At 67.2% G+C, this 24,152-nt stretch carries 24 protein-coding genes and 1 tRNA gene; 12 read left to right on the top strand and 13 right to left on the bottom strand.

Going from position 1 to position 24,152, the window contains the following annotated elements:
- Positions 1-14 precede the first annotated feature (14 nt).
- The 5 genes from rpoB to ACFQQD_RS02110 form a co-directional block, all read right to left on the bottom strand.
- Positions 15-3,536 carry a DNA-directed RNA polymerase subunit beta gene (gene rpoB / locus ACFQQD_RS02090; RefSeq protein ID WP_378085703.1) on the bottom strand — a complete coding sequence of 1,174 codons (3,522 nt, stop codon included), beginning with the start codon at positions 3,534-3,536 and terminating at the stop codon, positions 15-17.
- Positions 3,537-3,757: 221 nt separating this feature from the next.
- Positions 3,758-4,999, bottom strand: coding sequence for an acyltransferase family protein (locus ACFQQD_RS02095; RefSeq protein ID WP_378085705.1), 1,242 nt, complete (start codon positions 4,997-4,999; stop codon positions 3,758-3,760).
- Between the two features lie 249 nt (positions 5,000-5,248).
- On the bottom strand, positions 5,249-5,638 hold the full coding sequence (rplL, locus tag ACFQQD_RS02100; RefSeq protein ID WP_378085707.1) for a 50S ribosomal protein L7/L12: 390 nt from the start codon (positions 5,636-5,638) through the stop codon (positions 5,249-5,251).
- 70 nt (positions 5,639-5,708) lie between these two features.
- The gene (gene rplJ / locus ACFQQD_RS02105; protein WP_378085709.1) at positions 5,709-6,308 is read right to left on the bottom strand and encodes a 50S ribosomal protein L10; all 600 of its coding nucleotides are present in this window, start codon (positions 6,306-6,308) and stop codon (positions 5,709-5,711) included.
- Between the two features lie 254 nt (positions 6,309-6,562).
- Entirely contained in the window at positions 6,563-7,594 is a 1,032-nt protein-coding gene (locus ACFQQD_RS02110; RefSeq protein ID WP_378085711.1) for a LacI family DNA-binding transcriptional regulator, read from the bottom strand.
- 249 nt (positions 7,595-7,843) lie between these two features.
- On the opposite strand from ACFQQD_RS02110, the gene ACFQQD_RS02115 reads away from it, so the two are divergent.
- Genes ACFQQD_RS02115 through ACFQQD_RS02125 form a run of 3 tightly spaced genes read left to right on the top strand, consistent with a single transcriptional unit; the run spans position 7,844 to position 10,912 of the window.
- Entirely contained in the window at positions 7,844-8,881 is a 1,038-nt protein-coding gene (locus ACFQQD_RS02115) for a tripartite tricarboxylate transporter substrate binding protein (protein WP_378085713.1), read from the top strand.
- Between the two features lie 4 nt (positions 8,882-8,885).
- Complete coding sequence (locus ACFQQD_RS02120; protein WP_378085715.1) at positions 8,886-9,377, top strand: tripartite tricarboxylate transporter TctB family protein; 492 nt, start codon at positions 8,886-8,888, stop codon at positions 9,375-9,377.
- A complete protein-coding gene (locus tag ACFQQD_RS02125) occupies positions 9,377-10,912 on the top strand; it encodes a tripartite tricarboxylate transporter permease (protein WP_378086089.1) in 1,536 nt (511 codons plus the stop codon). The genes ACFQQD_RS02120 and ACFQQD_RS02125 overlap by 1 nt, the downstream gene beginning before the upstream one ends.
- 10 nt (positions 10,913-10,922) lie before the next feature.
- Here the strand turns inward: ACFQQD_RS02125 and ACFQQD_RS02130 are convergent, their stop codons facing one another.
- The 6 genes from ACFQQD_RS02130 to ACFQQD_RS02155 form a co-directional block, all read right to left on the bottom strand.
- Positions 10,923-12,056, bottom strand: coding sequence for a GNAT family N-acetyltransferase (locus tag ACFQQD_RS02130; RefSeq protein ID WP_378085717.1), 1,134 nt, complete (start codon positions 12,054-12,056; stop codon positions 10,923-10,925).
- A gap of 107 nt (positions 12,057-12,163) precedes the next feature.
- Positions 12,164-12,871 (bottom strand): 50S ribosomal protein L1, encoded by a 708-nt coding sequence (rplA, locus tag ACFQQD_RS02135; protein WP_378085719.1) that lies wholly within the window; start codon positions 12,869-12,871, stop codon positions 12,164-12,166.
- Between the two features lie 98 nt (positions 12,872-12,969).
- Positions 12,970-13,401, bottom strand: a complete 432-nt coding sequence (rplK, locus tag ACFQQD_RS02140) for a 50S ribosomal protein L11 (RefSeq protein ID WP_378085721.1) — start codon at positions 13,399-13,401, stop codon at positions 12,970-12,972.
- Between the two features lie 160 nt (positions 13,402-13,561).
- The gene (gene nusG, locus ACFQQD_RS02145; protein WP_378085723.1) at positions 13,562-14,419 is read right to left on the bottom strand and encodes a transcription termination/antitermination protein NusG; all 858 of its coding nucleotides are present in this window, start codon (positions 14,417-14,419) and stop codon (positions 13,562-13,564) included.
- Positions 14,420-14,512: 93 nt separating this feature from the next.
- A complete protein-coding gene (gene secE / locus ACFQQD_RS02150; protein ID WP_378085725.1) occupies positions 14,513-14,773 on the bottom strand; it encodes a preprotein translocase subunit SecE in 261 nt (86 codons plus the stop codon).
- Positions 14,774-14,854: 81 nt separating this feature from the next.
- Positions 14,855-14,927: transfer RNA gene (locus ACFQQD_RS02155), tRNA-Trp, on the bottom strand.
- 185 nt (positions 14,928-15,112) lie between these two features.
- Between ACFQQD_RS02155 and ACFQQD_RS02160 the strand changes: the two genes are divergently transcribed.
- From ACFQQD_RS02160 to ACFQQD_RS02180, 5 genes are read left to right on the top strand one after another with little or no spacing between them, the layout of a single operon-like run.
- Complete coding sequence (locus ACFQQD_RS02160) at positions 15,113-16,339, top strand: pyridoxal phosphate-dependent aminotransferase (protein WP_378085727.1); 1,227 nt, start codon at positions 15,113-15,115, stop codon at positions 16,337-16,339.
- A 57-nt stretch (positions 16,340-16,396) separates the two neighbouring features.
- Entirely contained in the window at positions 16,397-16,816 is a 420-nt protein-coding gene (locus ACFQQD_RS02165) for a molybdopterin-binding protein (RefSeq protein ID WP_378085729.1), read from the top strand.
- A complete protein-coding gene (gene modA, locus ACFQQD_RS02170) occupies positions 16,813-17,601 on the top strand; it encodes a molybdate ABC transporter substrate-binding protein (RefSeq protein WP_378085731.1) in 789 nt (262 codons plus the stop codon). Before ACFQQD_RS02165 ends, modA begins: the two co-directional genes overlap by 4 nt.
- A gap of 23 nt (positions 17,602-17,624) precedes the next feature.
- The gene (locus tag ACFQQD_RS02175) at positions 17,625-18,398 is read left to right on the top strand and encodes an ABC transporter permease (RefSeq protein ID WP_378085733.1); all 774 of its coding nucleotides are present in this window, start codon (positions 17,625-17,627) and stop codon (positions 18,396-18,398) included.
- On the top strand, positions 18,395-19,051 hold the full coding sequence (locus ACFQQD_RS02180; protein ID WP_378085735.1) for a sulfate/molybdate ABC transporter ATP-binding protein: 657 nt from the start codon (positions 18,395-18,397) through the stop codon (positions 19,049-19,051). The genes ACFQQD_RS02175 and ACFQQD_RS02180 overlap by 4 nt, the downstream gene beginning before the upstream one ends.
- On the opposite strand, the gene ACFQQD_RS02185 is transcribed toward ACFQQD_RS02180, so the two are convergent.
- Both ACFQQD_RS02185 and ACFQQD_RS02190 read right to left on the bottom strand, forming a co-directional pair.
- A complete protein-coding gene (locus ACFQQD_RS02185; RefSeq protein ID WP_378085737.1) occupies positions 19,017-19,661 on the bottom strand; it encodes a response regulator in 645 nt (214 codons plus the stop codon). The two genes, ACFQQD_RS02180 and ACFQQD_RS02185, sit on opposite strands and share 35 nt — an antisense overlap.
- Positions 19,658-20,920: a PspC domain-containing protein gene (locus ACFQQD_RS02190; protein ID WP_378085739.1), complete on the bottom strand. Its 1,263-nt coding sequence runs from the start codon at positions 20,918-20,920 to the stop codon at positions 19,658-19,660. Before ACFQQD_RS02190 ends, ACFQQD_RS02185 begins: the two co-directional genes overlap by 4 nt.
- Positions 20,921-21,035: 115 nt before the next feature.
- Here ACFQQD_RS02190 and ACFQQD_RS02195 point away from each other — a divergent pair, with 115 nt between their 5' ends.
- From ACFQQD_RS02195 to ACFQQD_RS02210, 4 genes are read left to right on the top strand one after another with little or no spacing between them, the layout of a single operon-like run.
- Positions 21,036-22,394 (top strand): PspC domain-containing protein, encoded by a 1,359-nt coding sequence (locus ACFQQD_RS02195; protein ID WP_378085741.1) that lies wholly within the window; start codon positions 21,036-21,038, stop codon positions 22,392-22,394.
- 47 nt (positions 22,395-22,441) lie between these two features.
- Positions 22,442-22,795 (top strand): hypothetical protein, encoded by a 354-nt coding sequence (locus tag ACFQQD_RS02200; protein ID WP_378085743.1) that lies wholly within the window; start codon positions 22,442-22,444, stop codon positions 22,793-22,795.
- A gap of 40 nt (positions 22,796-22,835) precedes the next feature.
- Positions 22,836-23,096 (top strand): PspC domain-containing protein, encoded by a 261-nt coding sequence (locus ACFQQD_RS02205; RefSeq protein ID WP_378085745.1) that lies wholly within the window; start codon positions 22,836-22,838, stop codon positions 23,094-23,096.
- Between the two features lie 17 nt (positions 23,097-23,113).
- The gene (locus tag ACFQQD_RS02210; protein ID WP_378085747.1) at positions 23,114-24,145 is read left to right on the top strand and encodes a 6-phosphofructokinase; all 1,032 of its coding nucleotides are present in this window, start codon (positions 23,114-23,116) and stop codon (positions 24,143-24,145) included.
- The last annotated feature ends 7 nt before the right edge of the window (positions 24,146-24,152 follow it).

Genomic DNA, 24,152 nt, shown 5'->3' on the forward strand with positions numbered 1-24,152 from the left:
GGGGAACGGGGTGATCAGACCTCTTCGACCGAGCTGGGCTCGGCGTGGGAGAGATCGATCCCCAGTTCCTCGGCGGCCCGGAAGACTTCATCGTCCGAGTCACGCATTTCGATCGCGGTGCCGTCGGCGGAGAGAACCTCCACGTTCAGGCACAACGACTGCATTTCCTTGATGAGGACCTTGAAGGACTCCGGAACACCCGGCTCGGGGATGTTCTCGCCCTTCACGATGGCCTCGTAGACCTTCACACGACCATGGATGTCGTCCGACTTGATGGTCAGCAGCTCCTGCAGGGTGTAGGCCGCGCCGTACGCCTCCAGGGCCCAGACCTCCATCTCACCGAAGCGCTGGCCGCCGAACTGCGCCTTACCGCCCAGCGGCTGCTGGGTGATCATCGAGTACGGCCCGGTGGACCGAGCGTGGATCTTGTCATCCACCAGGTGGTGCAGCTTGAGCATGTACATATAGCCCACGGACACCGGGTCCGGGAACGGCTCGCCGGAGCGGCCGTCGAACAGGGTGGCCTTGCCGTTGGTGCCCATCAGCCGGTCCCCGTCACGAGTGACGTTGACGTGGCCGAGCAGGCCCTCGATCTCGGAGGCCTCGGCGCCGTCGAACACCGGGGTGGCGACGTTGACCGGACCGGACTGGCGCGGGAAGTTCGGCAGATCCTTGATCCACTCGGGCTCCCCCTGGATGTCCCAGCCGCGGGAGGCGGCCCAGCCGAGGTGCAGCTCCATGACCTGGCCCAGGTTCATACGACCCGGCACACCCAGCGGGTTCAGGATGATGTCCACGGGAGTGCCGTCCTCGAGGAAGGGCATGTCCTCCACGGGCAGGATCTTGGAGATGACGCCCTTGTTGCCGTGCCGGCCGGCCATCTTGTCACCGTCGGTGATCTTGCGCTTCTGGGCCACGTACACGCGGACCAGCTGGTTCACACCCGGAGGCAGCTCGTCGTCCTCGTCACGGTCGAAGATCCGGACGCCGATGACGGTGCCGGACTCGCCGTGCGGCACCTTCAGCGAGGTGTCGCGGACTTCGCGGGACTTCTCACCGAAGATGGCGCGCAGCAGGCGCTCCTCCGGGGTCAGCTCCGTCTCGCCCTTCGGCGTCACACGACCGACCAGGATGTCCCCGGCCTCCACCTCGGCGCCGATGTGGATGATGCCGCGCTCGTCGAGCTGGGCCAGCACCTCGTCGGAGACGTTCGGGATGTCCCGGGTGATCTCCTCGGCGCCCAGCTTGGTGTCACGGGCATCGACCTCGTGCTCCTCGATATGGATCGAGGTCAGCACGTCGTCGGAGACCATGCGCTGGGACAGGATGATGGCGTCCTCGTAGTTCAGGCCCTCCCAGGGCATGAACGCCACGAGCAGGTTCTTGCCCAGCGCCAGCTCACCCTGGTCGGTGGCCGGACCGTCGGCGATGATGGACAGCTTTTCCACCCGGTCGCCCTCGGTGACCCGCACGCGCTGGTTGTAGGCGTTGCCCTGGTTGGACCGCGCGAACTTCATGATCGGGTAGTGGTGCATGGTGCCGTCGTCGTTCATGACGGTGACCATGTCCGCGGCCACCTCGGTCACGACGCCCGGCGCCTCGGCGGTGACGGAGTCACCGGCGTCCACGGCGATGTACTTCTCCATGCCGGTGCCCACGTAGGGGGCCTCGGCCTGGAGCAGCGGCACGGCCTGACGCTGCATGTTCGCACCCATCAGGGCGCGGTTGGCGTCGTCGTGCTCCAAGAACGGAATCAGCGCGGTGGCCGCCGACACCATCTGGCGCGGGGAGACGTCCATGTAGTCGATGTCGTCCACGGAGGACAGCACCGGCTCGCCGCCGCCGCCACGCTGGCGGCAGAGCACCAGGTCTTCGGCGAAGGAGCCGTCGTCGTTCAGCGGGGCGTTGGCCTGGGCGATCTGGGCCTCGAGCTCATCGTCCGCGGTCAGGTAGTCGACCTGGTCGGTGACGATGCCGTCCACGACCTTGCGGTACGGGGTCTCGATGAAGCCGAAGGAGTTGATCCGACCGAAGGTGGCCAGCGAGCCGATGAGGCCGATGTTCGGGCCTTCCGGAGTCTCGATGGGGCACATGCGGCCGTAGTGGGACGGGTGCACGTCACGGACTTCCATGCCGGCACGGTCACGGGACAGACCGCCCGGGCCGAGCGCGGACAGGCGCCGCTTGTGGGTCAGGCCCGCCAGCGGGTTGTTCTGGTCCATGAACTGGGACAGCTGCGAGGTCCCGAAGAACTCCTTGATCGAGGCCACCACGGGGCGGATGTTGATCAGGGTCTGCGGGGTGATCGCCTCGACGTCCTGGGTGGTCATGCGCTCACGGACCACGCGTTCCATCCGGGACAGGCCGGTGCGGATCTGGTTCTCGATCAGCTCGCCCACGGCGCGGATGCGACGGTTGCCGAAGTGGTCGATGTCGTCGACCTCGACGCGGACCTCGACGTCGTCACCGCCACGCTTGCCGGTGATCGTCCGCTCGCCGGCGTGCAGGGCCACGATGAAGTGGACCATCTGGACGATGTCGTCCTCGGTCAGCACGGAGGCGTTCGGATCGCTCAGCGGCATGTCCACGCCCAGCTTGCGGTTCAGCTTGTACCGGCCCACCTTCGCCAGGTCGTAGCGCTTGGGGGTGAAGTACAGGTTGTTCAGCAGGTTCTGCGCGGCATCGACGGCGGCGGGCTCGCCGGGGCGGAGCTTGCGGTAGATGTCCAGCAGCGCCTCGTTCTGGCCCTCGGTGGGGTCCTTCTCGAGGGTGGCGCGGATGGAGTCGTACTGGCCGAACTCCTCCAGGATGCGGGACTCGGTCCAGCCCATGGCCTTGAGCAGCACGGTGACCGGCTGCTTGCGCTTGCGGTCGAGGCGGACGCCGACCTGGTCGCGCTTGTCCACCTCGAGCTCGAACCAGGCACCACGGGAAGGAATGATCTTCGCGGTGTAGATGTCCTTGTCCGAGGTCTTGTCCGGAGTGCGCTCGAAGTAGGCGCCGGGCGAGCGGACCAGCTGGGACACGACGACACGCTCGGTGCCGTTGATGATGAAGGTGCCCTTGTCCGTCATGAGCGGGAAGTCACCCATGAACACGGTCTGCTGCTTGATCTCGCCGGTGTTGTTGTTCATGAACTCGGCCTTGACGTACAGCGGCGCGGCGTAGGTGGCGTCGCGCTCCTTGCACTCGTCGACCGGCATCTTGGGGTCCGAGAACTCCGGATCGGTGAAGGACAGGGACATGGTGCCCTGGAAGTCCTCGATCGGGGAGATCTCTTCGAAGATGTCGGCGAAGCCGGAGGTGACGGACACGGAGTCGTCGCCGATCTCCTGAGCGCGGGCCACCCGCTCGGCCCACGCGTCATTGCCCACGAGCCGGTCGAACGACTCGGTCTGCAGGGCCAGCAGGTCCGGAACATCCAGCGGCTCATGGATCTTCGCGAACGAGATCCGGCCGGCGCTGGTGCCGGAGCGGGGCGAAACGCCCCCGGGGAAATTAGCGGTTTCGGTATTTGAGGTGCTCGAGGCGACCAAGGGGGATCCTTCCACAGACCGTCTTTACTTCCGTGCCCTCCCCCACTTGCCCACAGCACCGGGGCCCACCGCTATTTGAAGACCGGACCGGATGCCACGACGCAGTACCCGGGCATGCGCCGGAGGCACCACAAAGTGGACAGAGGGGAGACGTAAAGACTTATCCTAACGCGCGGCACGCCCGAAGTCCACTCGGTCCGTCCGGCGTAGCTGTGAATATGCTAGGAAACCGGCTCCTTCTCCAACGGCTCCTTCCTCATCGGTTCCTTCCCCAACACCCGCCATTTCCCGACGCCGGCCGTCACCGCCCGCTGGAGCGGCGGCCCCAGCGGCCTCTCCACCCACCGGTGCACCAGCCATGCCGCTCCGAGCATGGCCGCCAGGGCGAAGGCCAGCACCAACTCACGGGAGAGGAACGGCGAGAGCAACACGATGATCCACCAGCCCCACAACTGGTGGAGCAGGTACACGGGATAGGTCAGTTGGCCCGCCAGCGTCATGCCGGGCACTGCGAGCCAGGCCAACGGGCTGAGCACGATGACGGCGACCAGGGCGAACAGCACGAAGGCGATGCCGACGAAGAGCCACGAGGAATAGTCGTATCCGGTGAGTTTGGCGGTCTCACGTTGCTGAACCGTCGCGGTCCAGTACGCCCCGAATCCGGCGTTCATCACCAGCGCGGCCCACCGCAACGGCGTGTGACCGAACCGGAACAGCAGGAACAGCGCCATGCCGCCGGCGAACAACGCCGAGTACTCGGGGAAGAACACATGGTCCACCCACGTCGTCGGCTGGCCGGCGCCGCGGACGGCGAAGAAGAGCAGATTGCCCAACAGTGGCCAGGCGAACGCGAAGACCAGCACGCGGCGCACGGTCATGCCCACGAGCATGAAGGCGAGGATCCACAGGTAGAACTTCATCTCCACCCACAGGGTCCAGTAGACCCCGTCGATGTGACCGACGCCCAGGCCGCCCTGGAACATGGTGAGGTTCGCCCAGATGTCGGAGGGGCTGCGCCGGGTGCCCAGTTGTGGAGCGATCAGGAAGGTCAGGGCCGAGGTGGCCAGCACGGCGAACCAATAGGCCGGATACAGCCGTCCCACGCGTGATCCGATGAACCGGGCCGGAGACTTGCCGAAACTCGACAGCAGAATCACGAACCCGGAGATGATGAAGAACAGCTGGACGCCCACGGCCCCCACGGACGTGAGCTGACTCAGCCAGGGCCAGGCCGCAGCGGCCGGATCGCCGTGACGGCCCCAGTTGCTGTGATGCCACGCGGTCCAGTGGAACAACACGACGCCCAGCGCGGCCACGAGACGCAGTCCGTCCAGCAGGGCCAGCCGCGGCCGCTGGTGGCTCTTCTGCTGAGGCTGTGGTTCGGGCCGTGTGGGGGACGCGACGTTGAGTCGGTGGTTCCGCGGTGCTGGATCCAGTTGCGGCGGTTCGGCCGTTGCGACCATCGTCGGCACCCTCCTTGCCTCCGGGGCGCCGTGCGCCGCGTGTGACGGCGGCATTTGCCCTCAACGTCGCTGCCTACTTCGCTGTCAACGTCGCTGCCGTCATCGTTTCGTGATCATCGATTCTTTTTGACGCTACGACGGTGATCTGAAGACGAACTGGGAGGAACCTTAAAAGCAACCGACCCCCTCGTCCCGCAGTGCGGGACAAGGGGGCCGGTCGACCAGCGGAGAGCGGCTAGGCCGCCTGCATCACTTGAGGGAGACGGAAGCGCCTGCGCCCTCGAGCTGCTCCTTGGCCTTGTCGGCAGTCTCCTTGTTGACGCCCTCCAGGACGGCCTTCGGAGCGGAGTCGACGAGGTCCTTGGCTTCCTTCAGACCCAGCGAGGTCAGAGCACGGACCTCCTTGATGACGCCGATCTTCTTGTCGCCGGGGGCGTCGAGGATGACGTCGAACTCGGACTGCTCCTCAGCAGCCTCGCCGGCGTCGCCACCGCCGGCGGCGGGAGCGGCAGCAGCGGCGACCGGTGCGGCAGCGGTGACCTCGAACTTCTCCTCGAACGCCTTGACGAACTCGGACAGCTCGACGAGGGACAGCTCAGAGAAAGCCTCGAGCAATTCTTCAGTGGACATCTTGGCCATGGTTGGCTCCTTTACTTCACGTGTTCTTCACGAATGAGGTGGATGGGACGGCCGCGCGAGCGACCGGGGGTCACTCTGCGGCAGCCTCGGAGGCTTCCTCGGCAGCCGGAGCTTCGGCGGCCGGAGCATCGGTGGCCGGCGCCGCGGCGCCGCCCTGTTCCTCGACCTTGGTGCGCAGGGCCTCCACGGTGCGAACGGCCTGCGAGAGCGGGGCCTGGAACATGTATGCGGCCTTGTACAGGTTGCCCTTCATGGCACCTGCCAACTTGGCCAGCAGAACCTCGCGGGACTCCAGGTCCGCCAGCTTCTTCATGCCCTCGGCGTCCAGGGAGTGGCCATCCATGTAGCCACCCTTGACGACCAGGGACTGGTGGTCCTTGGCAAAGTCACGCATCGCCTTGGCTGCGTCCACCGGATCACCGGAGACGAAGGCGATCGCGGACGGGCCGGTCATCTTGCCCTTGAAGGCATCGACGCCGGCCTGATCGGCCGCAATCTCAGTGAGCGTGTTCTTCACCACGGCATAGGTCGCGTTCTCACCGAGGGCACGACGGAGCTGCTGAAGCTCGGCCACGGTGAGTCCACGGTATTCCGTCAGGACAGCTGCAGAGGAGGTGCGGAACAGTTCCGCCAACTCCGCCACTACAGCGTTCTTCTCAGACGTTGCCATGGCACTCCTTCCATTGCTTGGGGCCGGTGGCCCTCCAAACATGAAAAAACGCCCCGTGCAGGTGCACAGGGCGTGGCATGGTCCGCTCGTGATGCAGAGAGATCACTGGGGAGTGCGTTGCTCGGTTTCACCTGCGCAGGCCGCCTCCATCGGGAGGGCTTTACGGTTGGGCCACCACGATTCAGGGAGAATCGCAGGAGACATCAACGACCGGCGGTCTTTGGTTCCTCCAGATTAGCCCCGACGGCGGGGGTTCACCAAATCGCCGCCGGTACCGGTCCTGTCGACTCGCGCAGCTGCAACCCCGCGGACAGGCGCAGTTGCCGAACGGTCCGATCGCCGGACATTCGGGCCAACAACAGGTCGACGGCGGCCCGGCCGGCCTGCTCCACCGGAGCGTCCATGCAGGTCAGGCTCGGGTGAACGAAGTCGGAACCATACGTGTTGTCATACCCGGCCACCGAAACCTGCCCGGGCACGTCCACCGACTGGCTTCGCAGATGCCGCAGAATGCCGATGGCCAACTGGTCGTTGTAGCCGATGATGGCCGTGGGCCGCCGGGACCAGGCCAGCGCCGCCGCTGCCGCGCCCTGCCCGATCAACGGCTTGAACGGTCCCACATTGATCAACTCCACTCCGAGGCGGCGCGCGGTTTCGTCCTGTGCATGTTGCCGCAGCGAGTTGCTCCACGCGTTGTACGGACCGGAGCAATAGACGATTCTTCGGTGCCCCAGAGCGTGGAGATGCTCGATGAGGTGGCGGCTGGAATCCACGTCGCCGGCCACGACGGAACTGACGCCGGGCACCTCCCGGTTGAACAGCACCAACGGCCGTTGGCGGGCCAGCTCCCGCAATTCGGCGTCAGAGGTCCAGCGGGCCGCCGCGACGACCCCGTTGGTGTCACCGGTGAGACGCTCCAGATGGCCCCGCTCCATCGTCGCCGATTCCTCCGCGTCCCCCAGCGAGACCAGATAGCCGGCCGATCTCGCCTGACTCACGGCCCCTTTGAGCAGATCGGCGAAGAAGGGATTCGCCAAGTCCTGGACCAGGAGGTTGAGGGTGCGGACGGCTCGTGCCGGTGAGGACCTCGACGGCGGCTGGCGGCGGTAGCCCAGCTGGTCCGCGGCCTCCATCACCCGCTCCACGGTCTGGAAGTTCAGCCGCTCCGGGCGAGTGAAGGCGCGGGAGACGGTGGACGCCGCCACACCGGCCGCACGCGCCACATCCTCCAGCCGCACGCGCTGCCCGGCCGGCCCGACGTCGGGGTGTTCCCGCTCCAGTTCCATGTATTTGTCAACTTTTCGCCGGTCAGTGGATGGACTCTCGCGAGCTGATCTTTCCATCCCTTGCCACGTCCGTCCAGGGCCGCAATGAGCAGATCGCCGCCTAGCAGCACGGACCTTTTTCGCAATTTCTGGCAAGGGAATGGAAATCGCCCGGTCGTCGTGCCACAGTTTCTTCCACCCGCCATGTGTGACGGGTGTCACTGATCAACACTGCACATCACTGCACCGACCTATCCCCAGGAGCCGGAAATGAGCCGGGATCATCGCCCCACCACGAGCCGCCGCACCACTCTGGCCTCCATGGCCGCCCTCGCCCTGTCAGGACTGCTCCTGACCGGCTGTGCCGACAACGCCGGCGGCGGAAGCAATGCCAGCGGTGAAGACAACGGAAACGCCGCAGAGGAGTTCCCCACTCAGGACATCCGACTGGTCGTCCCGTGGGCCGCCGGCGGATCCGGGGATCTCTCCGCCCGCACGATCGCCCCGTTGCTCGAGGACGAGCTCGGCGTCAGCGTCGTGGTGGAGAACCGCCCCGGGGCCAACGGTTCCGTCGCCTACAACTGGCTGAAGGAGCAGGAACCGGACGGCTACAACCTGTCCATGCTGGGTGCCGAGGTCGCCACCCTGCAGTTCATGGACTACGACATCAAGCCCGACGACTACGCGTTCCTCGGCAAGATCCTGGAGGGCCCGGGGGCCATCGCCGTGAAGGCCGACAGCCCCTACGAGACGCTGGAAGACCTGATCGACGCCGCCAAGGAGTCCCCCGGTGAACTCACCTACTCCTCCCCCGGAGTCGGCTCCGTCTGGGACAACCCTGCTCAGGGTCTGCAGGAGATGGCCGGCATCGAGCTGACCAACGTGCCGTACGACGGTTCGGCCCCCTCCATCGCCGCAGCGGCAGCCGGTGACGTCGACTTCTCCATCGACGCCATGGGTTCGCAGAAGGCCCAGGTGGACGGCGGGGAGCTGCGCTACCTGGCCGTCCTCACAGAGGAACGCGTCGAGGAGTACCCGGATGTGCCCACGGCCAAGGAGCAGGGCGTCGATCTGCAGAACGCCTCCTTCACGGGCCTGATGGCACCGGCCGGCACCCCCGAACCCGTGGTGCAGAAGCTCTCCGATGCGATCTCGTCGGCCGCGCAGCACGAGGACTACACCTCCGTGATCGAGCAGTCCAATCTCGTTCCCGTGAGCGAATCGGCCGAGGAGTTCACGGAGTTCATCCAGGCCGAGGAGGAGCGTTACGGCCCGTGGATCGAGCTGGCCAAGTCCAAGCAGGGCTGATCAGGTGACGACGGAACAGGGTCATCCGGAGGACCTCGCTCTGCTGAAGAACCCGCGGTACCGACTACGCGAACTCATTCCTGTGGTCCTCTCGATCGCTCTGGGCGTCACCGTTCTGGTGCTCACCCAGGGCATCACGGACCGCGGCGGTTCCGCGCTGGGGCCGCGTTTCTGGCCGACCGTGCTCGCCTGGGCACTGATCATCCTGGGCGTGGCGCTCGTGTTCGTCTCCGTGCTGCGCGGAGTGCGTCCCGCCGACCTTCCCGCGGAGACGAGCGGGACGGGCATCGGCCAACTCATCGCCACTTTCGTGGTGCTGGTGGGCTATCTGCTGCTGTTCAACGTGCTGCAGTTCTGGCTGATCACCATCCTGGCCGTGGCGATCCTGCTGCTGGTCTACGGCATTCGCCACTGGAGGATTCTGGTCTTCCTGCCGATCCTCATCGGTGCGCTGCTGCACCTCTTGTTCATCGTCCTGCTGAAAGTACCCCTGTGATGCTCGTCGACCTCGCTGTGCTCTCCCCAGTCTCGCTAGCCCAAGTCCCGATCACCGACGGCATCCTCGAGGTGCTGCAGTGGGACACGCTGCTGTACATCGGTCTGGGCATGCTGGTCGGCATGCTGGTCGGCGCCTTTCCCGGAGTGACCGCCACCATGGCCGTGGCCCTGGCCTCGGGGTTCACGCTGACCATGGATCCGGTACAGGGGCTGGCGGTGCTGCTGACCATTTACGTGGCCGCCCAGTTCGGCGACCGTGTGCCGGCGATCCTCATCAACACTCCGGGCACCCCGGCGTCGATCGCCACGACGTTCGACGGCTATCCGCTGGCCAAACAGGGCAAAGCCGGTCTAGCGATGACCGCTTCGGCATTCGGCTCCGCCGTGGGGATGTTCTTCGGCATCATTGTGCTCTCGTTGTTCGGCATCCCGTTGGCGGGGCTGGCCCGCGAGTTCGGTCCGCCGGAGATGTTCGCGCTCGTGGTCTTCGGGCTGACGATGATGATCGGCGTCTCCTCCGGACGGATCGCCAAGGGCCTGGTGGCCGGGGCCTTCGGACTGCTGCTGGCCACGGTGGGGCGCGACCCCGTCACCGGAGACCAGAGATTCACCCTGGGCATCCTCGAACTCAACAGCGGCATCCCCTTCATTCCCGTGATCATCGGCCTGTTCGGCGTGGCCGAGGTCCTGAACCAGATGGTCACGCATCGCCGGGGCGACGTTCACGCTCGACCCATCACCCAACTGGGCCAATGGCTTCCGGACCGGGCGATGTTCCGCCGACTGCTCAAACCCATGGGCATCGGTGCCGGCACCGGCTCCGTGGTGGGACTGGTGCCTGCGGTCGGCGGTGACATCGCCGGCATCATCTCCTGGGACAACGCCAAGCGGTTCTCGCGCCACCGAGAGGAATTCGGCAAGGGCTCGATCGAGGGACTGACCGCCGCGGACACCTCCTCGACCGCCACTCTGGGCGGTTCGGTCACCACCACGATGGCGCTCGGCGTTCCCGGCGACTCCGTGATGGCCGTTCTGATCGGCTCCATGATGATCTGGGGCATCCAGCCCGGACCGGCGCTGTTCACGAATCAGCCGTCGCTCGTCTACACGCTGGCGACCATCCTCTTCGTGGCCACCGTGCTCTCCCTGGCGCTCTCCTTGGTCCGGATGAAGTCCATGGTCAAGCTGTTGGAACTGAAGAATCAGTACCTGTGGGTCATCATCCTGGTGTTCTGCATGGTCGGCACGTATTCGATCAGCAATTCGGTCTTCGACGTCTTCATCATGCTGATCATGGGCTTGATCGGGCTGTTCATGCTTCGCTTCGGCTTTCCTGCGGGCCCCGCCGTCCTGGGGCTGATCCTCGGACCGCTGGCGGAGTCCAACCTGCGGCGGACCCTGATCGGGGACGGCTGGGGTGGATTCCTCTCCAGCCCCATCGCCCTGGTGCTCTTCGCCGTCTCGGCTGCCGCACTGTTGTTGCCCGCCGCGAGACAGATCGCGAGGCAGATGCGGTGGCGTCGGAAGCGCTGAGGACTCGCCCTCAGAGAGCCTTCTGCCAGGCCGGATGGGTGGCGACCGGGACGAAACCGAGCTCCTCCTCGACGGCGCCCCAGGCGTAGAGCCGTTCCGTCTCGGGTTGGTACCGCAGCAACCGGGAGATGTTCACGGCTTGCAGCAACAACGACAACTGGCGCCCTGAGTGCTCGGGGTGGATCACGGTGGCACCCTGGTACACGGCCTGCGGTAGATCGTCGAAGGTCTCGATGTCCGAGTACCCGACCAGCCGGCCGGTGGACCGGTCTCGCGCCGCCGTCGTGACGACGGTCTGTCCACGCTGCTCCCGCGCCCGGTCCTCGGACCGCAGGGCGGCCACGCTCACTCCCCCGCTCAGATCGGACAGCCCGCTCAGTTCGGCCATCGACGCGGCGAACTCCTCGGGGCACGGCCCCTCCCAGCCCACGAGCTCATAGCCGTGGTCTTCGGCGGTGCTGGAGCCGGACTCGGCCAGCAGGGCGGCACCGGCCGCCTCGCGCACCTTCAGCACCGAGGTCCATTCCAGCTGAGCCAGGGCATAGCCGTGGGCGGCGGCGAACGCCGCATCCGGCGCCTGCCAGCGCACGCCGGCACGGCCGTCGTCGGGCGTCTGTTGATCCGAGCGGTCTTCCGCTTGCCGCACCACCGGGGTCAGTCCGGTCTGCAGCGACGTGCCGGCCACGAACACGGGACCGGAGTCCACGGCGTCCGGATCCACCAGAGCGTTGTCCGTCCAGGACTGCAGCACGGTGCACCCCCGGCGCGCGGCCTCAGCCTCCGCCTCGCGCAGCACGGCAGAGCCCACTCCCCGACGCCGGAAGTCGGGGTGCACGTCCACGTGAATCTCAGCACTCTGGCCGTTCTGCACGCTCAGCGCCGCGTAACCGATGATCCGCTCGGGCCGGTCCGGCTCGCGGGCCACGGCATAGGAGGTGCGAACGTGCTCCCGGGCGGTGGCCGCGGCGAGTTGGCTCTCGGCCGAGGCGTAGAAGTCGTTGTTCCCCCAGAACAGGGAGCTGACCAGGTTCGCGAGCTGGGCCACCTGGAGGAAGTCGGCCGTGCTGGGCGGCATGGGTAACCGGGTCTGGTCCAGGGCGTGCGGCAGTTCCAGCCAGTCAACGCTCGTCAGGTCATTGTTCATAGGTTCATTCAAGCTGACAACGTCGCCGGACGCACCACGGGCCGGAACCGCGATCGCTCGCTGATTCCGGCCCGGGCTCGGCTAGATGCGGAAGGCTCGTGCTGTGATCAGGCCTGAGCGGCCTCCACCTTGACCACGTTCGGGTCGACCTTGATGCCGGGGCCGAAGGTGGTGGACACGGTGGCCTTGGAGATGTAGCGGCCCTTGGACGCGGACGGCTTCAGGCGCAGCACCTCCTCGAGGGCGGCGGCGTAGTTCTCGGCCAGCTTCTCGGCGTCGAAGCTCGTCTTGCCGATGATGAAGTGCAGGTTCGAGTGCTTGTCCACGCGGAAGTCGATCTTGCCACCCTTGATGTCGGTCACGGCCTTGGCCACGTCCGGGGTCACGGTGCCGGTCTTCGGGTTCGGCATGAGGTTGCGCGGGCCCAGGACCTTACCCAGGCGACCGACCTTGCCCATCATGTCCGGCGACGCCACGGCGGCGTCGAAGTCCGTCCAGCCACCGGCCACCTTGGCGATCAGGTCGTCCGAACCGACGACGTCGGCTCCGGCGGCCTCGGCGGCCGCGGCCCGGTCACCGGTGGCGAAGACGACCACGCGGGCGGTCTTACCGGTGCCGTGCGGCAGGTTGACGGTACCGCGGACCATCTGGTCCGCCTTGCGGGGATCGACGCTCAGGCGGAAGGCGACTTCCACGGTGGCGTCGGTCTTGGAGGGGTTGGTCTCCTTGGCCAGGGCGATGGCCTCGACGGGACCGTAGACGTCCTCGCCGATCTTCTCCTGAGCCGCCCGATATGCTTTGCTGCGCTGTGCCATCTGCTTGTTCTCCTTATGCAGTCGTGGTCTGCGGGCCGCGCGCGACCCTGCCACTGTGAATGGTGTTGCTGTCTGTGGTGCTGGTAGTGCCGTTGCCGTCAGCTGTCGACGGTGATGCCCATGGAGCGGGCGGTGCCGGCGATGATCTTGGCGGCGGCCTCGACGTCGTTGGCGTTGAGGTCTTCCATCTTGGTCTGGGCGATCTCCTCGCACTGGGCCTTGGTCAGCGAGCCGACCTTGTCCGTGTGCGGAGTCGAGGAGCCCTTGGAGACCTTCGCGGCCTTCTTGATCAGCTCGGCCGCCGGCGGGGTCTTGGTGATGAACGTGAACGAACGGTCTTCGTACACGGTGATCTCGACCGGGATGACGTTGCCGCGCTGAGCCTCTGTGGCGGCGTTGTACGCCTTGCAGAACTCCATGATGTTCACGCCGTGCTGACCGAGCGCAGGGCCGATCGGAGGGGCCGGGTTAGCGGCTCCTGCCTGGATCTGCAGCTTGATCAGGCCGGCGACCTTCTTCTTGGGGGCCATAATCGGGTCCTTCTTCTATGACTGTTGCGTGTTCCCCGGAGCACAGGAGCGTGGTCCGGAGCGGTGGCCACCGTGGCGCGGTGACCGGTCCGCCACTCTCCGGCCAAAGCAGCCGAAGCAACCGGAGGGGGCGAAGTCTGTGGGTGTCCTACTGGATCGACTACTGGATCTTGGTGACCTGGCTGAAGGACAGGGTGACGGGCGTCTCGCGCTCGAAGATGGTCACCAGGACCACCAGCTGCTGAGACTCGGGCTTGACCTCGGAAATGGTGGCCGGCAGCGTCTCGAACGGGCCGTCGTTGACGGTCACGGACTCGCCAACCTCGAAGTCGACCTCGACGGTCGGCGCGGGGCTCTCGGAACCGGACGGGGCCGGACGACCCTCGGCCTCGGCGGACTTGGTGGCCTCCTGCATGACGGACGGAACCAGCATGGAGTGCACCTCGTCCAGCGACAGCGGGAACGGGTCGTGCGCGTTGCCGACGAAGCCGGTGACACCCGGCGTGTGGCGCACCACGCCCCAGGAGGCGTCGGTCAGGTCCATCCGGACGAGCACGTAACCGGGGATGCGAACCCGGTTGACGAGCTTGCGCGTGGTGTTGCGGATCTCCACGACCTCTTCCATGGGGACTTCGATCTCATAGATGTAGTCCTCCATCTCCTGGGTCTGGATACGCGTCTCCAGGTTCGCCTTCACGCGCTTCTCGTAGCCCGCGTAGGTGTGGATGACGTACCAGTCGCCCGGCTGGCGGCGCAGGCGGGTGCGCAGCTCTTCGACGGGGTCGACCTCGTTGACCACGGTCTCGGCTGCCTCATGGCCTGCCGACTCGTCCGGGGCGTCGGGTTCTTCGCCCTCGCTGGATTCGTCGGTCTCTTCGGCTTCCGTCGTGTCGACGGGCACCACGGGCTCTCCGGCCACGGAGGCGTCCTCAGCAGTCTGGGGGTCCTGAGACGGCTGAGACTGCTCCTCTTCGAGGGCATCCTCGACGGCCTGCGGTTCGAGTTCCTGCTCGGACACTGGTTCCTGCTTTCTTCACGCGGTCAACGTACTTCCGGCAGGGCGTGTCCTCCGGCGGGACGAGTCCAGGGATTCAGTGGACTCGCCGTCGGATCAGACGCTGCCGTCGCCGAAGACGAAGGAAGCGCCCGTGCCGAACAAGAAGTCCAACAGAGTCACCAGCAGAATCATGAGGATCACGAAGGCGAGAACGACGCCCGTGAGCTTCACCAGCTCCTCACGGGTGGGTGTGACGACCTTCCGAAGCTCGTCGATCACCTGCCGCAGGAACAGGGCGATTCGGCCAAAGAATCCCCGCTTCCGCGGCGTGCCGGGAGTCTGATCTCCCGTGCTGTTCGCAGCTGCCTCGGTCACGTGGCCTCACTCGCTGGTTGACTACTGAGTTGACACTGAACTGTCCTGCCGGGGCCCCGGATCCACCGGAGACACCCTGCGCAGGGTAGACAGGACTCGAACCTGCAACCTGCGGTTTTGGAGACCGCTGCGCTACCAATTGCGCCACTACCCTTGGAGGGACGTGCCATGGCACGGCCCAGCATGGTGCTTTTCAACACCGGGGGTCCACTTTACGCCATCGTGGCAGGCCCGTCGAACCGGCCGCATGTAGACCAGCACCGGGTAGACCAGAACCGGGTAGTTCCGAACCAGTAGGCTGGAACCCACCGACGCCCGGACTGACCCCGGAAGGATCCCATGCCTGCCTCGCCCTCCCCGCAGCCGTCCTCGCAGCCGTCCTCAACTACCGCCCGTGTCTCACGGCGGATCGGTGCCATCGCGGAGTCCGCCACCCTCGCCGTCGATGCCAAGGCCAAGGCCCTCAAGGCCGCCGGACGGCCCGTCATCGGCTTCGGCGCGGGGGAACCCGACTTCCCGACTCCCGACTACGTCGTCGAGGCCGCGGTTCAGGCGGCGAAAGACCCCCGGAACCACCGCTACTCCCCCGCCTCCGGCCTGCCGGAACTGAAAGAGGCGATCGCGGAGAAGACCTTGCGGGATTCGGGCTTCCGGATCGAGGCCAACCAGGTGCTCGTGACCAACGGAGGCAAGCAGGCGGTCTTCAACACCTTCGCCACGCTGCTGGATCCGGGCGACGAGGTCATCCTCCCGACGCCGTTCTGGACCACGTATCCGGAGTCCATCCGGCTGGCCGACGGTGTCCCGGTCGAGGTCTTCGCCGGCCCGGAGAACGGCTACAAGGTCACCGTCGACCAACTGGACGCCGCCGTGACGGAGCGGACCAAGGTCCTGGTCTTCGTCTCGCCGTCCAATCCGACCGGTGCCGTGTATTCCCCCGCCGAGACCGCCGCGATCGGCCGCTGGGCACACGATCGCGGCCTGTGGGTGGTCACGGACGAGATCTACGAGCACCTGACCTACGACGACATGCCGTTCACCTCGATCGCCACGGCGGTCCCCGAACTGGCCGAGCAGGTCATCGTGCTCAACGGCGTGGCCAAGACCTACGCCATGACCGGATGGCGCGTCGGCTGGATGGCCGGCCCGGTGGACATCATCAAGGCGGCCACGAATCTGCAGTCCCACTCCACCTCGAACGTCGCCAATGTCTCCCAGCGCGCGGCCCTGGCCGCAGTCTCCGGACCACTGGACGCCGTCGAGACCATGAAGGCCGCCTTCGACCGCCGCCGCCGGGCCATGGTCGCCGGCCTGAACGCCGTGCCCGGATTCTCCTGCCCGACGCCGGAGGGCGCCTTCTACGCGTACGTGGACGTGCGCGGGGCGCTGGGCGGGCAACACCAGACCTCCGCCGATCTCGCCGGCTACATCCTCGACGAGGCGGAGGTGGCCGTGGTGCCGGGCGAGGCGTTCGGCCCCTCGGGGTTCCTGCGGCTGTCCTACGCACTGGGTGACGATGACCTGGCCGAAGGCGTGGAGCGGATCCAAAAACTCCTGGAGAAATAGCACCTGCGGACTCACAGCGGGCTTTCGCTCCGCACCTGCGTCTTCTAGAGTCCTGATGTGACTCTTTTGCGCATCTCCGAGGCCGCCCGCTACTTGGGTGTGAGCGACGACTCCGTGCGGCGGTGGGTGTCCTCGGGGCGGCTGTCCGCGCACACGGACCCGGCTGGGCGGGCCGCCGTCGACGGGGTCGAAGTGGCGCAGTTGGCGCGCAGCTCCGGCAGCTCCGGCAGCTCCGGCAGCTCCGGTGAAGGTCAGACGGACGGCATCCCCTCGTCTGCCCGCAACCGGTTCCACGGGCTCGTGACCAACATCGTGATGGACACCGTCATGGCGCAGGTGGAGTTGCAGTGCGGACCGTTCAGGGTGGTGTCCCTGATGAGCTCCGAGGCGGCTCGCGAGCTCGGCCTTGAGCCCGGAATGCCCGCGAGCGCCGTCGTCAAGGCCACGACCGTCATCGTCCAGCGAGATGACCAGTGACGAGAGAGGCAGCGACGAGGCGGCTCCTGCTCCCCCTGCTCGCCGTGGCCCTGGCCGGGTGTGCCGGCACCGCAGATGAACCGGACACCACGGTGAGGGTCTTCGCCGCCGCCTCCCTCGGGGACTCCTTCGCCGAACTCGAGCAGCAGTTCGAGCACGACCATCCCGGCGTCGACGTGCAACTGAATCTCGCCGGGTCGTCCTCGCTCGTGGAGCAGATCCTGGCCGGGGCGCCGGCGGACGTGTTCGCCGCGGCGGACGAGCCGACCATGGAGCGGGCCGTGGACGCCGGTGCGGTTCAGGCAGACCCGCAGCCCTTCGCCACCAACGTGCTGACGCTCGTCACGCCTCCGGACAATCCGGCCGGGATCAGCGACTCCGGTGATCTCGCTGCCTCTGGACCATCCGTCCTCGACCAGACTGCAGCCGACGACGTCACCCTCGTCGTCTGCGCTCCCCAGGTCCCCTGCGGCCATGCCACACAAGCGCTGGCCAGGGATGCCGGCGTCGAACTGTCCCCTGCCAGCGAAGAGTCCTCGGTCACGGATGTCCTCGGCAAGGTGACCTCCGGAGAGGCCGACGCCGGGCTCGTCTATGTGACCGACGCCCTCAGCGCCGGGGACGCCGTGCGGAGCGTCGAGATCGAGAATGCCGACGCCGCGGTGAACACCTATCCGATCGCGGTACTGGACTCTGCCCCGCCACCAGCCCGGGACTTCGTCGACTTCGTGCGTTCCGAGACCGGTTGCGACACCCTGCAGTCCTTCGGGTTCGGCGCGCCATGATCCGGGTTCGACCGCCTGCGGTGGTGACCGTCGTCGGGATTCTGGCGGGGATCCTGATCCTGACGCCCTTCGTGGCTCTCATCGTCGGAGTGGACCTGTCCCGGCTGCCGGAACTGCTGGGCACGGCGTCGGCCCTGGACGCGTTGAGCCTGTCCCTGCGGACAGCTCTGGCCGCCACGGGGATCTGCCTGGTCCTGGGCGTCCCGCTGGCCCTGGCGCTGACCCGCCTCGATTTCCCCGGCCGCAGCGTGGCCCGCTCGTTGGTGCTGCTGCCGCTCGTGGTCCCGCCCGTGGTCGGTGGCATCGCCCTGACCGAGGCCTTCGGCCGCCGAGGCCTGATCGGTGAGCACCTGCACGTGCTCGGCATCGACATCGCGTTCACCACGGCGGCCGTCGTCATGGCCCAGGTCTTCGTCTCCCTGCCATTCCTCGTCGTCACGCTCGAGAGCGCCCTGCTCACCCGGGGAGAGGCGCACGAACGCACGGCACTGTCCCTGGGCGCCTCCGGGATGCGCACGTTCCTCACCGTGACCCTGCCGCTGCTGCTGCCGGGGCTGGTCTCGGGAGTCGTCCTGACCTTCGCGAGAGCCCTCGGCGAGTTCGGGGCGACCATCACCTTCGCCGGCTCCCTGCAGGGCACCACCCGGACCCTGCCCCTACAGGTCTACCTCGAGCGGCAGACCGATCCGGACGCCGCCGTGGCCCTGTCCCTGGTCCTCGTACTGGTGGCCCTGGTGGTCATCACGCTCGCCTACGGCCGGCGGAGTAGCCGAACACAACGGAGCGTGCACGGATGACCGCCCTCGACTGCCGCGTCGTCGTCCCCGAACGTGGGGTGGAGGTGTCCCTGGACGTCCCGGCGGGGCAGACGCTCGCGCTGACGGGCCCCAACGGCTCCGGCAAATCCACGGTGCTCTCCGCCCTGGCCGGCTGGCTGCGGCCGCACGCCGGCCACGCCCGGCTCGGGGACGTCACGCTCTTCGACCGAGACCGCCACCTCTGGACCCCGGCCCGACGGCGGAAGGTCGGGTACCTGACCCAGGATCCGTTGCTCTTTCCGCACCTCACGGCCGAGGCGAACGTCGCCTTCGGGCTCCGCCGGGCCGGCGTCGTGGGTCACCGGGAGCGACAGGCGGTGGCCCGACAGTGGCTCGAGCGGGTCGGCCTGGGGGACCTGGCCCAGCGCCGGCCGCATCAGCTCTCCGGGGGCCAGGCTCAGCGCGCCGCCATCGCCCGGGTGCTGGCGTCCGATCCCGCGCTGGTGCTGCTGGACGAACCGCTCTCCGCGCTGGACTCCCACGTGGTTCCGGAGATCCGGCGGCTGCTCTCCGAGGTGCTTCGGGAACGCACCACGGTGCTGGTGACCCACCACGACGCCGACACCGACGCACTGGCCGATCTGACGCACGACCTGACTAAAGCAACCCCCGCTCCCCCGCCCACCGCGTGAGTTCGTGCCGGTTGGACAACTGCAGCTTGCGCAGCACGTTGGAAACATGAGTCTCAATGGTGCGGACCGAGATGAACAGGTCCTTGGCCGCCTCGCGGTACGTGTATCCGCGCGCGATCAGGCGCATCACCTCGAGTTCCCGGGCGGAGAGCAGATCGAGTTCCTCGTCGCGCACGGCCACGTCGGAGGTCCCGAACGCGTCCAGGACGAATCCGGCCAGCCGCGGAGAGAAGACGGCGTCTCCGCCGGCCACCCGCTGCACTGCGGCCGAGACCTCCTCTCCGGAGATCGTCTTCGTGACGTAGCCGCGGGCCCCGGCCCGGATAACCGAGACGACGTCCTCGGCGGCGTCCGAGACGGAGATCGCCAGGAACCTCACCTCGGGAGCCAAGTCCTGGCACGACGCCGCGACCTCCGCACCGCCGCCGCCCTGACCACCGGGCAGATGCACGTCGAGCAGGACGACGTCGGGCTCGGTCTCATGGATGACGCGGATGGCCGATTCGACGTCCGCCGCCTCTCCGACCACGTCGATGCTGGTCGGATGCAGGTCCGCCTTGAGCCCCGTCCGGAAGATGGCGTGGTCGTCGACGATGACAACTCTGGTCATGAGGGTTCTCCTGTCGTGTCGCGCACCGGCAGGCGCAGACGGACTTCCGTGCCGTCGTCGCCGGTGATGATCTCCGCCGTGCCGCCGGCGCGCTCCATGCGGCCGATGACCGATTCGCGGATCCCCATCCGGTCCTCGGGGATGGCCTCCCGGTCGAATCCCGGGCCGCGGTCCTTGATGAAGACCTCGGCGGCATCCGCCCGGGCCTCGGCGTAGACCTGAACGGGGCCGGCGTGGCGCACCCCGTTGAGCATGGCCTCACGCGAGGCCTGCAGCAGCGGATCTAGCCACGCACCGGTGGCGGTGCCGACGGTGATCACCTCGATCGGCTGGCCGTGGTCATCCTCGAGGGTGGCGGCCAGATCCTCGAGCCGGTCCGTCAGCGTGCCTCCGGGCCGAGTCGGGTCGGCGTACAGATACTGCCGGAGATCACGTTCCTGGGAGCGGGCCAGCCGGGCCACCGTGGCCGAGTTATCCGCGTTCTTCTGAATCAGCGCCAGGGTCTGCAGGACGGAATCGTGCAGGTGCGCCGCGATCTCCGCGCGTTCGGTCTGCACCGCGAGCGCGGAGGACTTGGCCGTGGCGTCCCGCCACAGCTTCAGCACCCACGGTGCGGCCACCAGCAGGACGCCGGCCAGGATCACCATGGCGACCACCAGCCCGAGCCAGGTGTCCTGGGCACCGATGACGCCGGCCGCCAGCGCGAGGATGCCGGCCATCACCAGCAGCAGCCCCAGCACCAGAGAGGTGACCCGTCCGGTACGGCCGGAGCGGTCGAGGGAGCCGCCGCCGCGGAGCGTGTCCACTTGGAGCCAGACCAGGGCCACCCCGAGCAGCACGACGGCGACCGGTCCGAGCATCACCCAGTTCAGCCGGATTCCGGCCGTCTGCAGCAACAGTGCCGCCGCGAGGCCAAGGAGTACGATGCCGACGATGACCTGCCAGCCGCGGCTGACGGAGTCGCCCAGTCGCCGGGGGCGGGACTGATTCTGACGGGACTGGTTCAGATGGGACTGGTCCGGACGAGACTGCGCCGCCGCGCCGCGGACCGGCTCGCCGGCGCTGACGACGGCCTCGCGCTCGTCCGGGACGAAGATCCAGAGCCAGGCGTAGAACACCACGCCGACCCCGTTGACCAGGGCCAAGGCCACAACACCCACGCGCACCCACGTCAGGGGCAGCCCGAGATACCGGGCCAGGCCGGCACAGACACCGGCGATGGCCCGATTCTCCCGGGAGCGGGTCAGGACCGAGTTCATGGTCTCCATCCTGCCCCAGAGAGGCGGTCCTGAGGTGCGCTTACGGGGCTTCTCCGGGTCAGCTCCGGGTGCTTACGGATACCGCGGGGCACCCCGGGGACCGGAGGATGGAGTCATGAACGGCTTCTACTCCTGGATCTACTCCCTCCGCACCGTCCGTGCACCGCAGCGCTGGCTGGGCGGCGTCGTCGCTGGTCTGGGCGCCCGCGTCGGCATGGACCGCACCCTGGCCCGCGCCCTGTTCGTGGTGCTGACCTTCCTGACCGGTGGATTCACCGTGCTGTTCTACGGACTGGCGTGGATGTTCCTTCCCGAACCGGACGGACGCATCCATGCCCGTGAAGCCGGGCAGGGCCGATGGACCTCCGGCATGACCGGGGCCCTGATCTTCTCCGTGCTGGGCTTCGTCGACCTGTTCACCTTGCCGGGCGAGATCGGCCGTGGGGACGGGTGGTGGGACGTCGGCAACATCTTCGGCCTGGCCATCATCGCCGTCTTCGTCTGGCTCGTGATCTCCCAGAACCAGAACAACCAGAACGGTGCACGCACGGCGCCCCAGGAGATCGCCCCCGCGGAGCCGACCGCGCCGACGGCCCCGACCCAGCCCGTGCACCTGGCCCCCTCGGACACCGGCTGGTACTCCGCCAGCGCCTCCACCGATTCCACCCCCGATTCTCCGCCTCATTCACCGCCCGAAGGATCCGAGACCATGACTGCGACCTCCGCTCCCCCCACCGCTCCTCCGCCTCCTCCTGCCGGACCGCCTGCCGCAGAACCCCCCGCCCCGGTGGACCGCACGCCGCCGTCGCTGTCCGGCGCGACGCAACTGGCCGTCGTCGGGCTGGCCCTGCTGGGTGCCGCGGCGATCTCGCTGCTGCGCTACCTGGAAGTGTTCATGGCACCGTGGCCCGTCGTCTTCGCCGCCAGTATGGCCGCCGGGCTGGCGGTCCTGGCGGTCGGAGTGGCCGCCGGAGCGCTGGCCGGCCGAGGCGGCGGCAGTCTGACGGTGATCAGTGCCATCCTCATCATCCCCGTGCTCCTGGCCACCAGTGCCGACCTCTTCCGCTCGGAGCGGTGGGACAGTGACAGGGACGGCGACTGGGACGGGGGCACGCTCACGGGCAACCCGAATCAGGGCTATTCCCTGAGCTTCGGCGAGGACACCATCGACCTTAGCGGGCTTCAGGGCGATCCCTCCGCACAGGCGGAGGCCATCCCGATCGACGTGAGTTTCTCCAACGTCGACCTCGTCGTGCCGGATGATGTGGACGTCTTCCTGAGGGTCGACGACACCTTCAGCACCATCAACTATGCAGCGCTCGATGCAGACAACTCCGGCAGCTCAGCCGGCTCAGACGACCGCGTGCAGATCGTGAACGCGCCCGGGGACGACCAGATCCTGATCGACGCGGACGTCACCTTCTCCGAGCTCACCGTCCGAGTTGAGGACACGTCCCCGGCAGCCACGAGCTGACCAAGCGCAGCAGACCGAGTCCAGAAGACCACACAGGAGTCCATGACATGAGCAACTATCCATACGATCCTGCCGACGCTGACGATTCTCTCGAAGAGGAGATCACCCGGGGCACCGTCTACGACCGGAACTATGCAGCAGACCGGAACCACGCAGCAGACCGAGACTATGCAGCAGACCGCACCGAGGAGCCGTCCGAGGCACCGCAACCCACCGGGGTGCGGGTCGGAAGCCTGGTTTGGGGGGTCATCGCGCTGCTGGTGGCCTTGTGGTCACTGTCGGTCACAGTCTTCGATTGGAACATCGACACGGTACTGGTCTTGATCGGCCTCGCCGTCGTCGGTGGCCTCGCCCTGCTGATCAGCGGCATCGCCGGCGCCGCACAACGCAAGAATTCCTAAACTCACGTCACCCTGAGCCACCATCCCTGAGGAGAACACCATGAACACCTTCTACCGTTCACTGCGAGCCATTCCGTTCCGCCGCGGGCCGAGTCGATGGGTTGGTGGGATCTGCGGTGGGATCTCGGCAAAATTCGGCTGGGACCCTACGCTGGTCAGGATCGTGGTGCTGATCAGCTTCCTGTTGCCGGTCATCGGGATCGGCGCCTACATCGTGGCGTGGATCCTGCTGCCGTGGCAGGACAATACGATTCCGCTGGAGCGGGTCTTTCCCGGAACCCAGCGCCCGTACAACCCCTAACCGAAAGGACCATCAGCATGCGCGTCGGACTGTTGACCAGCGGCGGGGACTGCCCCGGACTCAACGCCGTGATCCGTTCCGCGGTGCTGCACGGCATCAAGTCCTACGACCTCGAGCTGATCGGTATCCGGGACGGTTGGCGCGGGCTGATCGAGGCCGACGTCGAGGATCTGCCCCGCCAGAAAGTCCGGGGCCTGGCGCGGACGGGCGGAACGATCCTGGGCACCTCCCGCACGCACCCGTACAACCATCCCGACGGCGGCCCGGAGAACATCAAGGCCCGGATGGCGGAACTGGGACTGGACGCCGTCGTCGCGATCGGCGGCGAGGGCACCCTGGCCGGGGCGAAGCGGCTGTCCGACGACGGTGTCCCGCTGGTCGGCGTGCCGAAGACCATCGACAACGATCTCAAGGCGACCGACTACACCTTCGGTTTCGACACCGCCGTCTCCATCGCCACCGACGCCATGGACCGGCTGCGCACCACGGGCGAGTCCCATCATCGGTGCATGGTGGCTGAGGTGATGGGCCGCCACGTCGGCTGGATCGCCCTGCATTCGGGCATGTCGGCCGGTGCTCATGCGATCCTCATCCCGGAACAGCGCACCTCGATGGACGAGGTCTACGACTGGGTGCGCCAGGTCTACGACCGCGGCCGTGCTCCCCTGGTCGTGGTGGCCGAGGGCTTCATTCCCGAAGGCCACGAGGACCCGCTCTCCGAGGCCGGTGCGGACGCCGCCGGTCGCCCGCGACTGGGGGGTATCGGTGAGTGGGTGACCCGTCAGATCGAGGACTCGACCGGCATCGAGACCCGCAGCACGGTCCTCGGCCACATTCAGCGCGGCGGCGCCCCAACCGGCTACGACCGCGTGCTGGCCACCCGGTTCGGCATGGGCGCCATAGACCTGGTGGCCGAGGGCAGGTTCGGTCAGATGGTCGCGTTGAACGGGACGGAGATCGTGCAGGTCGACCTCGGTGCGGCCCTGGACGGGCTCAAGGAAGTCCCCCAGCACCGCTACGACGAGGCCAAGGTGCTGTTCGGCCGGTAGCGTGAAC

Origin of the sequence: Citricoccus sp. GCM10030269, from assembly GCF_042665635.1 — a bacterium.
Lineage (GTDB): Bacteria > Actinomycetota > Actinomycetes > Actinomycetales > Micrococcaceae > Citricoccus.

Coding starts and splice junctions, on each gene's coding strand:
- ACFQQD_RS02205 (WP_378085745.1), top strand. CDS start 22,836: ATGAACACCTTCTACCGTTCACTGCGAGCCATTCCGTTCCGCCGCGGG.
- ACFQQD_RS02195 (WP_378085741.1), top strand. CDS start 21,036: ATGAACGGCTTCTACTCCTGGATCTACTCCCTCCGCACCGTCCGTGCA.
- ACFQQD_RS02180 (WP_378085735.1), top strand. CDS start 18,395: ATGACCGCCCTCGACTGCCGCGTCGTCGTCCCCGAACGTGGGGTGGAG.
- ACFQQD_RS02110 (WP_378085711.1), bottom strand. CDS start 7,594: ATGGAACTGGAGCGGGAACACCCCGACGTCGGGCCGGCCGGGCAGCGC.
- ACFQQD_RS02200 (WP_378085743.1), top strand. CDS start 22,442: ATGAGCAACTATCCATACGATCCTGCCGACGCTGACGATTCTCTCGAA.
- ACFQQD_RS02185 (WP_378085737.1), bottom strand. CDS start 19,661: ATGACCAGAGTTGTCATCGTCGACGACCACGCCATCTTCCGGACGGGG.
- rplK (WP_378085721.1), bottom strand. CDS start 13,401: ATGGCCCCCAAGAAGAAGGTCGCCGGCCTGATCAAGCTGCAGATCCAG.
- ACFQQD_RS02190 (WP_378085739.1), bottom strand. CDS start 20,920: ATGAACTCGGTCCTGACCCGCTCCCGGGAGAATCGGGCCATCGCCGGT.
- ACFQQD_RS02210 (WP_378085747.1), top strand. CDS start 23,114: ATGCGCGTCGGACTGTTGACCAGCGGCGGGGACTGCCCCGGACTCAAC.
- ACFQQD_RS02115 (WP_378085713.1), top strand. CDS start 7,844: ATGAGCCGGGATCATCGCCCCACCACGAGCCGCCGCACCACTCTGGCC.
- rplJ (WP_378085709.1), bottom strand. CDS start 6,308: ATGGCAACGTCTGAGAAGAACGCTGTAGTGGCGGAGTTGGCGGAACTG.
- ACFQQD_RS02125 (WP_378086089.1), top strand. CDS start 9,377: ATGCTCGTCGACCTCGCTGTGCTCTCCCCAGTCTCGCTAGCCCAAGTC.
- rplL (WP_378085707.1), bottom strand. CDS start 5,638: ATGGCCAAGATGTCCACTGAAGAATTGCTCGAGGCTTTCTCTGAGCTG.
- rplA (WP_378085719.1), bottom strand. CDS start 12,871: ATGGCACAGCGCAGCAAAGCATATCGGGCGGCTCAGGAGAAGATCGGC.
- ACFQQD_RS02160 (WP_378085727.1), top strand. CDS start 15,113: ATGCCTGCCTCGCCCTCCCCGCAGCCGTCCTCGCAGCCGTCCTCAACT.
- ACFQQD_RS02130 (WP_378085717.1), bottom strand. CDS start 12,056: ATGAACAATGACCTGACGAGCGTTGACTGGCTGGAACTGCCGCACGCC.
- ACFQQD_RS02095 (WP_378085705.1), bottom strand. CDS start 4,999: ATGGTCGCAACGGCCGAACCGCCGCAACTGGATCCAGCACCGCGGAAC.